The sequence below is a fragment of the Sphingomonas sp. OK281 genome (genome assembly GCF_900115295.1).
In the GTDB taxonomy this organism is placed as follows: domain Bacteria; phylum Pseudomonadota; class Alphaproteobacteria; order Sphingomonadales; family Sphingomonadaceae; genus Sphingomonas.
In genome coordinates, this window is record NZ_FOVZ01000002.1 from 13,328 (window position 1) to 26,149 (window position 12,822).

5 protein-coding genes and 1 tRNA gene are annotated in these 12,822 nt (G+C 65.9%); 2 read left to right on the forward strand and 4 right to left on the reverse strand.

Annotated elements, in window-relative coordinates:
* Nucleotides 1-13: 13 nt before the first annotated feature.
* The 4 genes from BM244_RS23760 to BM244_RS06255 form a co-directional block, all read right to left on the reverse strand.
* On the reverse strand, nt 14-3,277 hold the full coding sequence (locus tag BM244_RS23760) for a hybrid sensor histidine kinase/response regulator (protein WP_302847256.1): 3,264 nt from the start codon (nt 3,275-3,277) through the stop codon (nt 14-16).
* Between the two features lie 186 nt (nt 3,278-3,463).
* A tRNA-Gly gene (locus BM244_RS06245) sits at nt 3,464-3,537 on the reverse strand.
* Between the two features lie 138 nt (nt 3,538-3,675).
* Nucleotides 3,676-5,331 carry a DUF5597 domain-containing protein gene (locus BM244_RS06250; protein WP_175518111.1) on the reverse strand — a complete coding sequence of 552 codons (1,656 nt, stop codon included), beginning with the start codon at nt 5,329-5,331 and terminating at the stop codon, nt 3,676-3,678.
* Nucleotides 5,332-5,849: 518 nt separating this feature from the next.
* Nucleotides 5,850-8,657, reverse strand: a complete 2,808-nt coding sequence (locus BM244_RS06255) for a TonB-dependent receptor (RefSeq protein WP_093398181.1) — start codon at nt 8,655-8,657, stop codon at nt 5,850-5,852.
* A 411-nt stretch (nt 8,658-9,068) separates the two neighbouring features.
* On the opposite strand from BM244_RS06255, the gene BM244_RS06260 reads away from it, so the two are divergent.
* Nucleotides 9,069-10,631 (forward strand): alpha-L-fucosidase, encoded by a 1,563-nt coding sequence (locus BM244_RS06260; RefSeq protein WP_254784318.1) that lies wholly within the window; start codon nt 9,069-9,071, stop codon nt 10,629-10,631.
* A gap of 65 nt (nt 10,632-10,696) precedes the next feature.
* Entirely contained in the window at nt 10,697-12,772 is a 2,076-nt protein-coding gene (locus BM244_RS06265; RefSeq protein ID WP_254784319.1) for a beta-galactosidase, read from the forward strand.
* Nucleotides 12,773-12,822: the final 50 nt, after the last annotated feature.

A 12,822-nucleotide genomic window follows, 5' to 3' on the forward strand; every position in this document is an offset into this window, starting at 1 on the left:
AGGATACAAAGGATCAACTTCCCAGCGCCGCCGCCGCAGACGCGTCCTCGATAAACCGCCACAGATCCGCCGGCACCACCGGCTTCGTCAGCACGACGAGCCCCGCACACCGCGGATCGTCCGCAACCGAACGGTCCGCCGTCACCAGCGCAATCGCCGGCGCCGGCACCATCGCCCGCAACCGAGCAACCACGTCGAGTCCATCCTCCACTTCGTCCAGATGAAAGTCGACGAGCGCCATATCCGGCTCCTCGTCCGCCGCCAGTTCCATCGCCTCGGCGATCGTCGCCGCCAGCAACGGCACGCAACGCCGCGCGCGCAACGCCGCATCGAGCGCCGCAAGGATCGTCGCATCGTTGTCGAGACACAGCACCCGCAACCCCGGCACCAGCGCACGGCTGGCCAGAGGCGTTGGCAAAAAAACGTCCAGCCCGGCTGGCGCAAGCGGCACTCTCACCGCAAACGTCGTCCCCCGCCCCAAGTCCGACCGCAACTCCACCGCAGCCCCAAGCAATCGCGCGATCCGCCGGACGATCGCCAGCCCGAGCCCGACGCCGCCCCCCGCGCTTCCCTTGCTCTCCAGCCGCTCGAACTCCTCGAAGATTCGCTCGCGGTCACCCGCAGCAATCCCCGGCCCGTTATCCCGCACCTCGATCAGCACATCGTCGCCCCTGCGCCGCGCGCCGATCCAAATCCGTCCATCCGCCGAATAGCGCACCGCATTCGACAGGAAATTCTGCAAGATCGACCGCAGCAACGACCGATCCGTCGCCACGCTGAACGCCCCCGGATGCGCCGCCAGCACCAGCCCGCGCTCGCCCGCCAACGGCCGGAACTGCACCGCCAGCTCCTCGATCAACGCCCCCAGCGCAAACCGCTCGACCTTCGGCACCACGCCCCCCGCATCGAGCCGCGACACGTCGAGCAGCGCACGCAGCAACGTGTCCGCCGACCCGATCGCGCCATCGATTGCGCGCACCAGCTCCGCCTGATGCGGCGCCCTGTCCTCGGCAAGCGCCGCGCAGAACAGCCGCGCCGCATGCAGCGGCTGCAACAGGTCATGGCTCGCCGCCGCCAGGAACCGCGTCTTGTCGCGCGTCGCGGTCTCGGCGATCGCGCGCGCCTCACCCAGCATGTGGTTCGACCGCGCAAGGTCCTGCGTCCGCGCCGCCACCCGCGCCTCGAGATCGGCCTGCGCCTCCTTCTCCGCGGTGATGTCGGTGAAGCTCTGGACGTACCCGCCGCCCGGCATCGGCCGCCCGACCATCTTGATCCACCGCCCCGACGGCCGCTGCCGCTCGAAACTGTGCGGTGTGCCGCGCGCGAGGTGCGCCACCCGCCGCCCGACATGCGCCGCGATATCGCCCGCGATCCCCTCGCGCTCGGCATTGTAGCGGATGAGGTCGGCGATCGAGCGCCCGACGACGACATAGCCCTCGGGATAGTCGAACATCTCGACATAGCGCGGATTCCACGCGACCAGCCGCAAGTCCGCATCGATCACGCTGACCCCCGGATCGATCGTCTCCAGCGTCGCCGACAGCAGCGTGCGCGAGAACCGCAGCGAGCGCCCGCGCTGGTCGAGCAGCCGCACCACGTCGCTGACGTCGATCGCCGAGCCGGCGATGCTCGACGCGACGATCTTCCGCGCCGACGGTGCGCCGATAACGCCCGCGATCAGCCGCTCAGCGGTACGCGCGGCAGGGCCATCGATCGGCGCGCGCAGGTCGGGAGACGTCACGCCGATCGCCTCCGCCTCGCCATCGCCGACGAACCGCGCGACCAGCATCCGCAATTCGCCGAGTGTCGTGACGTGGTCGAGCGCAGCATTCCCCCGATGCCGCTCCCGCACATGCAGTCCCGCCATCAGCGCGACGTTGATGCCCAGGCTCCACACCGTCCCATTGACCAAAGGCGAACCGATCCGCCAGCCGAGCAGCGCATCGGGATCGAGCCACCCGCGCGTGAACTGCGCCAAGGCCGGGCCGACGCCCTCGCCGATCGACGGCAGCAACAGGCAGTAGATCCAGACGATCACGCCGCCGATCAGCCCCGCGCGCGCGGCGGTGTGGTTGGCGAAGTTCCAGCCGACCGTCGCGATCAGCGCAGGCGCGAACTGCGCGACCCCGGCGAACGCGATCAGCCCGATCGACGCCAGCGGCAGGTCCGCGCCGAGACTCCGTCCATACACCAGCGCGACCGCGACGATCGCGGCGATGATGAGGCGCCGCACGCGCAGCATCCGCCGCCCCAGCTCGCCCTCGCCCGCCTCGCCGTGCCGCCGGAGCAGCAGCGGCGCGAGCAGATCGTTGGTCGCCATCGTCGACAGCGCGATCGTCTCGACCACCACCATCGCCGTCGCGGCCGAGAACCCGCCGAGGAACGCGAGCAACGCAACAACGTGCTGCCCCTGCTGCAACGGCACCGCGAGCACGTAGAGATCGGGCTCGGCATCGCCCGGCAACAGCGTCATCCCTGCCAGCGCCAGCGGCAGCACGAGCAGCGAGATCACCACCATGTATGCGATGAACGGCCAGCGCGCCCGGGCGACGGCATCGGGGCCGCGCGCCTCGATCACCCCGACATAGAACTGCCGGGGCAGGCACAGGATGGCGAGTGCCGAAAGCAGCGTCCTGACCCAGAAATCGGAGGTCAGCGCCCCCCAGGTGAAGCCCGCCTCGAGCCGCGCCAGCGGTGCCGCCAGCGTCGCCGTCGGCACGTCGGCGAGCAGCGCCACCGTCACCACCCCGAGCACGACGAAACACAGCAGCTTGATCAGCGATTCCGCCGCGATCGCCGCGACCACGCCGGGATTACGCCCCGCCACCTCATAGCGCCGCGCACCGAACAGGATCGCGAACACCGCCAGCAGCAGCGCGACGAACGTACCGACCTCCGCCGAACTCCCGACGCCCGCGATCGCGCCGAAACTCAGCGTGACCGATCGCAGCTGCAGCGCGATATAGGGCACCGACGCAAGCAACGCCGTCCCCGCGACGATCGCCGCAGTCCCCCGGCTGCGGCCGTATCGCGCGGATATGAAGTCGGAGATCGAACTCGATCCCTCCTCGCGCGCCAGCCGCACCAGCCGCGCAAGAAACTTCGGCGCGAGCAGGAATACGAGCGCTGGCCCGAGATAGATGGCGAGGTAATCCCACCCCCGCGTCGCCGCGGTGCCGACTCCGCCGAAGAACGTCCAGCTGCTGCAATACACCGCCAGCGACAGCGGATACGCGATCCGCCCGAGCCGCCGCGACAGGCCGCGCCGGTCTACCACCCAGGCAATGCCGAACAGCAGGATGCCATAGCCCAGGATGGCGAGGATGACACTTGGCCCGACGATATTGCGGCTCCGCTTGCAGGACTGCGATCACGCCGTGTCTAGCACAGGATGCACCGACATCAGGCACCGGCCTGCGCGGCGTCAAGCGTGGCGGCGGTCGTCGTATCGATCGAATGGGCTTGGAGCGGGTAACGGGAATCGAACCCGTGTATTCAGCTTGGAAGGCTGCTGTACTACCATTGTACTATACCCGCATCGCCTTGGAACCACTGGATTTCCTGGCCTGCACCCGAGTCCGTTCCGATGTAAGGACAGAAGCGGGTACACGGCTCTTATTCAAACGCGCATCACGGTGCAAGGCTCGGAGGGCGCCGGCCGCGATGCGGTGCGCGCTATCTGTAGCTGCCCATCGTCACCTTGAGGATGACCGGGGCGATCAGGTTGATCCCGTAATCGGTCTGGTCGCCGTTCCAGATTCGGCTCATCACCCAGCGCCCGTCGACCACCCGGCCCTCCTCGACGCGGAATACCGAGCCGTTCTTGGGACCGCCCTTCGCCGTCCCGAAGTTCAGCCGGACATGGTCGCCGACCACGAGGAATTCGTTCGGCGAGAGATGCGCGACCGCGACGCCGCCGACGGGCTCCTTCGCCCAGACCGGGGGCTCGGACTTGATCCAGGTCCAGTCCTTCTGCCCGAACTGCCATTCGCCATAGCTGGTGGCGATCGTCCAGTCCCCCATCGTGGTCGACTGAGGAGTGACAGGCTGCCCCGCCCCCTCGTCAGGCTTGGCCGCACCCCAGGTCGGATGCTCGTACGCGATTTTCGCCCAGTCACGCGCCATCGTCGACAGCGCCGCATATTTCAGTCCGATCGCATCGACCGTCTCGTCGTCGAGCGCCTTCGCCCCAAGCGGGTAGTTGAAATACCCGGTGTCATCCATGCCGAACGGCGCATAGCCGATAGCCCCCCGTCCGAGCGCCGCATAGAAGAACCGCGCAAACTCCTTCGCGTTGCCGATCTCGGGCACCATCAGCGCGTTGTCAGGCCGCGCATAGGCATCGAGGTACAGCGCGACATGGCCCGCATCGCGGTCGTAGATATCCGGCGCCTGGAAATCGATCGCAGGCGCCGCCGCCTTCCAGATATCCAGCACGTCCTGCTGCGGCCCGCCGCTCGCGACGCCGGTCGGATCGGGCACGTTCGACGGCCCGGCAAGCGATGCGTTGACGTACATCGGCAACGGCTTGATCGCCTTCCCGGCTGCGGCGATCTCGTCGACGAAGCGCGCCGTGTGCCAGGTGTTGAACGCGCGGTCGGCCTGCGCGCCGAACATCTGCGTCCAGCTGCCACCCGGCTTCTTCAGCGCCTTTGCCAGCTCTGCCGGCACCGGCTTGGCAAACACCGCGTTCGCCTGCGCGCCGTAATCGCGCGGCGAACGATAGCTGCCCACTTCGTTCTCGGGCTGCACCATGATGACCGTGTTCTGCGGATCATGCGCCTTCAGATATTTCATTACCTCGACGAACGCGCGCTTGTCCGCTTCCAGCGTGGCGCGAAACATCGGCGAATGGACATAATGGTCGGTGCCGTCCTTCAGCTTCATCCGCGGGAAACGGCGGTTGTCGGCCTTGAACCAGTCCGGCGTGTAGCCGGGCGACGTGTTCTTCCACGTCCCGAACCAGAGCAGCACGACGCGCTTGTCATGTGCCCGCGCCTGATCGAGCAGCGTCTGGAGAAAACCGAGGTCGAACCTGCCCTCGACCGGCTCGACCTGCTGCCACGCGATCGGGATCTCGACGGTGTTCGCGTGGATCCGGTCGAGCATCGGCCAGACCCGTGGCAGCGCGGATGCGTAGTTGCTGCTGTTGTTGACCTGCGCGCCGAGCATCAGGAACGGCGCGCCGTCGACGATCAGCGCATGCCGCCCCGCCTTGGTGGCGATCCGCGGAACCTCGGTCGTCGTCTGCGCCGACGCGATGCCGATCAAAGACAAGGGCAGCGACACGGACAGGGCCAGGCCCGCGATCGTCGTCTTCATACGAACCATGACTGAATCCTTCTCTCTTTCGAAGCGGAGCTTGATCTCCTGCCGATCGGTGCCGGTATACTTGCATTCGTTACAGACTTGGTCTCGTCCGACCACGCCCCGGAAAACCGGTTTCCCGCCCCGCTCGCGTATGCTTCGCAAGCCATCCGACGTCGCCGCAAGCGACGGCACGCGCCCGTATCGTGCCCGAAGCCGAAAATTCCCGGCGCCGGTTCGGTAAGCGGCGCCCCAGTGGCAAGTCTTTCGGAACGCGATACCGCGGCGCGCGCGACCTGAGCCAGACCGGACGCCGTCCCCGCGCCGCGCCATTCGCCAGGAAACGCTGGTAGCGGATGCGGCGCGTCGGCTGGTCCTGCCTCATCGTTCCCCCCTCCCGAGGCGCGCGTCGAGCGGCCGTGCCTTACCCTCGAGTATCCGAAGCCAGCGCCCCTGTCATAGTGGCGTCGGTCATTCCCTACCCATCGGACGCCGGACCGGAACCGAAGATCCGTCGGGCGCCCGGCATCGAACCGTGCCGATCAGAACGTGATGCGAGCGACGCCAGTGATCTGCCGGTCGCTCATGATCAGGTCGCGCGGCCGGGTGGTGATGCCGTAATAGGTCGAGCGCACCGTGTTGGTGAGGTTGGTCCCGTTCAGCGTCAGCGAGAGATGCGGCGTTATGTTGGCGGTGATCGATGCATCGAGCTGCCCCGATGCCTTCTGGAACTGCGGCAGATTGCCCGTGCCGTTCGCCGAGGTCGTCACCAGGAACTCGCTGCGCCAGTTATACGCCACGCGTGCCGAGATCAGCCCGCGCTCGTAGATGCCGATTAGATTGTAGTTATACTTCGACAGCCCCTCGAGCGACAATTGCGTCACCGGACCGTCGCTTGCCGGGCTCGGGGCCTGCGAATCGACATAGGTGAAGTTCGCCTGGACGCCGAGGCCGGCGAGCGGACCCGGCAGGAAGTCGAAGAACTGCTGGTACGCGACTTCGGCACCCTTCACCTTGGCCTTGCTGGCGTTGTTGTAGGTGGTGACGTCGTAGGTCGCGGTGACGCCGTCGGTAAAGGTGACGTCACGCTGCGTGATGACGGTCTGGATGTAGTTCGAGATGTCCTTGTAGAAGCCGGCGACCGTCAGCGATCCACTCTTGGCGAAATACCATTCGAGCGAGGCGTCGAAATTGGTCGATTTCATCGGCTTCAGATACGGGTTGCCGGTCGACGTCACGTGCTGCTGGTCGATCTGCGCGGTGCCGGGCTCGGTGATCGTCAGGCTCGGGTTGAGCTGGTTGAAGTCCGGCCGCGAGATGTTCTTCGACGCGGCAAAGCGCAGCTGGAGTCGGTCGGTCAGGCGCCCGCGCAGGTTGAGGCTGGGCAGGACCGACGTGTAGGTGTTGGCCTGGTTGACCTCGGTGAAGGTCGGCGCCGCGGTCGACTGGGTACCGTCGGCCAAGGTGATCAGGTCGACCTGCTGGTAGAAGCCCGATACCGCGACCTTGCTCTGGACCACGCGCACGCCGATGTTGCCGTCGATCGGCACGGGCAGGTCGTCCGCCTTGAAGAACGCAGCGGCATAGCCGGTATAGGTCTTCTGCGCCTGCGTGTTGGTGCCGCTCGGCACATAGCTTGGCGTCGTCGCGACGCCGAGCGCCGCCCGGGTAGCGTCGTAGTCGAGCACGGTCGGCAGCGAGAACGCCTGGATGTCGCCGAACAGATCCGCTTGCCCGCGGAAGAAGCCGCTGAGATCGACATAGCGGAGGTTGGTCGCCGCGCCGGTCAGCCCGGTATAGCGATAGCCGGTATCGCTGGTCCGGTTGCGACGGTCGGCGAACCGGAAGCCCGCCTTGATCGAGCTGAGGATCCCGCCGTCGAAGCGATATTCGCCGTCGAGGCGGCCGACCTTGTCGGTGCCCTTCGAGGTGTTGAGGTTATCGAGGTAGAAGCCGTTGCTGTACGTCGCCGGGTTTGCCAGTCCGTCGGCCGACGTGATCTGGAACGACGGAACCGCGCCCGAGATATCCTGCGTGAGCGTTGTCGCGACGCCGCTCAACCCGACGATCGAGTTCAGGTTGTTGGTCTTGGAATCCACATATTGCAGATCGCCGGTGATCGTCAGGTTGGCGGTCGGCTTCCACTTGCCGTTGAGCGAGTAATCGGTCGTCACCGAATGGCGCGCACCGATCGAGGTGTTGTTGCCGATCGGTACGTTGGTGAACGTCCCGCTCTGGAAATCGCCGTTCGCGGCATAGGTGAACGGCGCACCTGCCAGCGGCGTGATCGACGCGCCGCTGGTGTAGGCGAAATAGCTGTAGCCGTAGGACCGCAGCTTATAGTCGTTGCGGAAGACTTCGCCGGTGAACTCCAGCGTGTCCGTCGGACGCCATTGCAGCGATACGTCGATGCCGAGGCGACGGCGGTCGCCGAACACTTCGCCGATCCCGGTGCCGTGCGGCAGCGTGGTGGTCTGGCCGGTACGCCCGAGCGCTGCCAGCGTCGCGGCGTCGTTGGCGTTGGTGGGGTCGAGCGTATAGAACGGCTCGGTCGAGATCGTGTCCTGCCGGAAACTGGTCTTCTGATACGAGGCGCTCGCCAGGATGCCGATCTCGCCGATGCCGGTGTTCCAGCGATCGCTGACCAGCAGCGACGCCGCCGGCTGGCTATTCTTGACCAGGTCGTAATAGGTGTTGGTCGCCGAACCTGAGATCTTGAAGCCGTCGAAGTCGAACGGTTTGCGCGTGCGGAAGTTGATCGTGCCGCTGAGCTGGCCCTCGATCAGGTCGGCCGACGGGTTCTTGTAGACGTCGATGCCGGCGAGCAGCTCGGACGGCACGTCCTCTAGGCTCAGCGCGTTGCTCGAATTGTTCGCGGTAAAGATGTCGCGCCCGTTCAGCTCCGTGCGGACCTGCGTCAGCCCGCGGATCGCGACCGAACTGCCCTCGCCGAAATTGCGCTGGATCTGGATGCCCGAGATGCGCTGCAACGCCTCGGCGATGTTGCGGTCCGGCAGCTTGCCGATGTCCTCGGCGACGATCGAATCGACGATCTGCGTCGAATTGCGCTTGATGTTCTGGGCGGACTGAAGGCTCGCACGGACGCCCGTGACGACGATATCGTCGCCGGCTCCTGCAGCGACCGGCGCGGTATCGACGGCCTGGGCCTGGTCGGCGCTCGGGGCGGCAGTACCGCTGGTCTGCTGCGCATCCGCAACCGGTGCGGGCGGGGTCTCCTGCGGCGCCGCGACCTGCGCCTGCGCCACCGAACCGACCATCATGAGCGCCAGCAGCGACACGGTCGTGCTCAGACCCTGGATGCTGCCAACTCGAATCTTGGAACGCTTCATCACACTCTCCTCCAGCGGGTCTGGCCCTGTCGGACCGCCTGCATTTCAACCTTGGATATCGTGCGCGGCCTGCCGCTACCGTATCGTCCGCGGCGCCTAGCGAATGATTTAGATCATTTATATGCTAAATCGATTTACGCCGACAATTTGGTCGGTATGATGGCAAAAATGTCGCACTTGGAACTGCGATGCGCGGAAGCTGAATCACCGAATATCGCGTACATCTTGCCAAAATAGTCCGAAATCGGCCGGAAATGGCGTGATGGGGTTCAAACAGCCGAATGTGTCCCAAAGATCTCACGAGTGTAATTGTAGGACTTAATTGACAAGATCGGTAATATCGGGTCGTTGGTGCGTAATCGGCGCTCGATCCGGGCAGTCGAACCGCCGGAGAGAGGGAGAGGCGTGGTAATGTTCAGCAAGCGCGAAGTGCTCGGGGCCCCGCTAGCGGCCGCGTTTGGCCTGGACGGACTGGCGCGCGCCGCCCCGCCGCCGCACCGGTCGCAGACTCACCCCTCGCCGCTCGCCCACCGCGCCATCGCACCGGGTCGGTTCGATGCCACCGCCCAGTCGCTCGGCGGCTACCGGGCCCCGGACTGGTTTCGCGATGCCAAGTTCGGCATCTGGGCGCATTGGGGACCGCAGGCGGTGCCGAGCCAGGGCGACTGGTATGCACGCTTTATGTACGTGCCCGGCCACCCGCATTACGATCATCACGTCAAGACCTACGGCCACCCTTCCAAGGTCGGCTACAAGGACATCATCCCGTTGTGGCGCGCGGAAAAGTTCGATCCCGATGCGCTTGCCGCGCGCTATGCCGCCGCCGGCGCGCGCTACCTGGTGTCGATGGGCGTGCATCACGACAATTTCGATCTCTGGCGATCGAAGCATCATCGCTGGAACGCCGTGGCGATGGGGCCGAAGCGCGACATCGTCGGCGACTGGAAGGCAGCCGCCGTGCGGAACGGCCTGCGCTTCGGCGTGTCCGAGCATCTCGGCGCCAGCTATTGCTGGTGGTATCCCAACCACCTCTACGATCAGTTCTGGCCCAAGCTCGGTCTCGCCTATGACGGTGCCGATCCGCGCTATGCCGATCTCTATCATACCAACCGCGACGAGCCGTTCATCAACACGCCCGCCAGCTGGTACACGACCAACCCGGCCTATCACGCCCGGTGGTTCGACCGGATCCGCGACCTGATCGACACGCACGAGCCCGACCTGCTCTATTCGGACGGCGGCCTGCCGTTCGGCGAAGTCGGACGCTCGCTCCTCGCGCATTTCTACAACAGCAGCGTGGCGCGCAACGGGACGCTGGAAGCGGTCTACAACTGCAAGGATTCAGGTTCGGGCGCGTTCAGTTCGGACTGGGCGGTCCAGGATGTCGAGCGCGGCGTCCTGAAGGGTATCAACCCGCACGCCTGGCAGACCGACACCTCGAACGGCGACTGGTTCTTCAACCGGTCCGACACCTACAAGACTGCCGACGAGGTCATCGCGATGCTGGCCGATGTCGTCAGCAAGAACGGCAACCTGCTGCTGAACGTCGTGATGCACGGCGACGGCAGCCTGCCCGCGGAATCGGACCGGTTGCTGACCGATCTGGCGCCGTGGATGGCCGCCAATGGCGAAGCGATACACGGTACGCGCCCGTGGAAGATCTATGGCGAGGGCCCGACCACCGCGACTGCCGGCGCGTTTGCGGAAAAGACCAGCTACACCCCGCAGGACATCCGGTTCACCACGAAGGGCGAGACGCTGTATGCGATCACGCTCGGCATGCCTGAGGGCCGGACCGTGATCACGTCGCTGGCCCAGCCCAATCCGCACGAACGACGCCGCGTGCGTGCGGTGCGGTTGCTCGGTCGACCCGCCGGTATCGCGTTTCGCCAGACCGGGCAGGCGCTGGTGATCGACCTGCCCGCGGTCTTGCCGACCCGCCACGCGAGCGCCTTCGCGATCGATTTCGCCTGACGACCGGAAGATCGCGCACGTGCCGGACGCGCGCGACGAATCGCATACGAGCTTGGAGAGGCTTCTTGAAACATCCGATTATCCGCGCCCTGCGGTTTGCCCTGCTCACTGCGGCGACGCTGTCCGTCCCCCTTGCCGGCATCGCCCCGGCGCAGGCGCAGAGCGCCGTGGGGCATCCCGACTGGCCGGGCCGGGGCGACCTGTTCGTCGGCGCCTGCTATCAGCCGATCGACCGGTCGCCCGAGCAGATCCGCCAGGATATCGCGATCATGAAGGGCGCCGGGTTCACGATGGTCCGGATGGGCGACCTGTCCTGGGATTCGTTCGAACCGCAGGAAGGCCATTTCACCTTCGAATGGTTCGACGCGATCCTCGATCAGATGCATGCCGCCGGGATCGAGGTGTTGCTGGACATTCCCGGCCAGCCCGCGCCGACCTGGCTGCACAAACACTATCCCGGCGTCGACCTCGTCACGCAGGACGGCGTCCGGCGCAACGCGGCGACGCGATACTGGGACGATATCAGCGATCCCGATTACCGCCGGCTCGTCCGGCGGCTCGCCGAGCAGATGCTGAAGCGCTACGCCCATAACCCCGCGGTGATCGCGGTCGGCTACACCAACGAGATCGGCAACGGCCAGATGTCGTACTCGCCGGCCGACCGGCAACGCTTCGTCGGCTGGCTGCAGAAGAGATACGGGACAATCGCCGCACTCAACACCGCCTGGGCGACGCAACGCTGGTCGCGCCGGATCAACACCTGGACCGAGGTCGACCTGCCCTACGGCAATGGCCCGGGGCCGAACGAGCGCAATCTCGACCTTCGCCGCTTCTGGTCCGACGACACGATCGGCGCGCTCACCGACCTCGAAGCGGTGCGCAAGCAATACGCGCCGAACCTGCCGGTCGCGTCGAATTTCTGGCCCGACGCCTGGACCAAGGGGTTCGATTACCTCCGGTCGTGGGACAAGGTCTCGACCTATGGCGGGCAGGGCTTCTATCCCGGCGAGCCGCTCGGCGCCGCGCTCGACGTGTCGCGCAACCGCGCCGGGCACGACACGCCGATGTGGCTGAACGAGTTCACCGCGGGCGGTGGCGGCTATTACGGCACGCCGGGCCGGTCGCGCATGTGGGCCTATTTCGGGCTGATCTACTACGCGCAGACCTTCCTTGCCTGGACGTTCAACTCGCATAGCGGCGGCGAAGAACAAGGACTGTTCGGACTGGTCGACCACGATGGCCGCCCGTCGTGGAAGGTCGGCGAGTTCGGCCAGATCGCCCGCGAGTTCGCGCAACTGAAGACGATGGGTTTCCCGCGCTACCGCCAGCCCGAGGTGGCGATCGCCTATTCGTTCCAGACCAACTGGCTGACCTCGCCCCCACCCGGGCCCAACACGATGCAGGAATATTTCAAGACCAGCTATCCCGATCAGGCCAAGGCCGCACTCGAACCGCTGTTCGCCGACAACATCGATACCGCGGTGATCGACATCGGCCACGACGCGATCGATCGGTACAAGCTCGTCATCCTGCCCAGCGCGTACATGATCGACAAGGAAACCGCCGACGCGGTGCGGCGCTACGTCGCGAACGGCGGGACGGTGATCATGACCGGCTATTCCGCCAAGGTGGACGAGACCGGCAAATGGTTCGAGACGCCGTTGCCCGGCCGGCTGACCGATGTGTTCGGCGTCCGGACCAACGAGTTCTACCGCTCGGAGCAACCTCTGAAGGTGACGTTCGAAGGCGTCGAGCGAACCGGCAGCGATCCGTATTACGAGGTGCTCGAGCCGAGTACGGCCAAACCCCTGGCGATGTTCACCAACACCCCGAAGCCGAGCCCGGCGATCACCGTCAACCACTTCGGCAAGGGCCGGGCGATCTACCTCGCCACCGCCGCACAGGCAGCGTTCCTCGATCCGCTGGTCCGATCGCTTTACGCAGACCTCGGGATCGAGCGCGGCCCGGTCACCCCGCCGGGCGTGGTCGCGCGCGTCGTCGAGGGGCGTACATTGTACGTCAACACCACCACCGCGCCTGCCCGCGTCGCCCTGTCTGGCGAGAAACACGATCTCCTGACCGGCAAGGCGTATACCGATCGGCTCGATCTTGCGCCCTATGGCGTAGCGTTGCTGCGATAGGTCCGCCAAGTTTCGTCGCGGCGGACGCAGGAAATATGGTTGATCCGCGC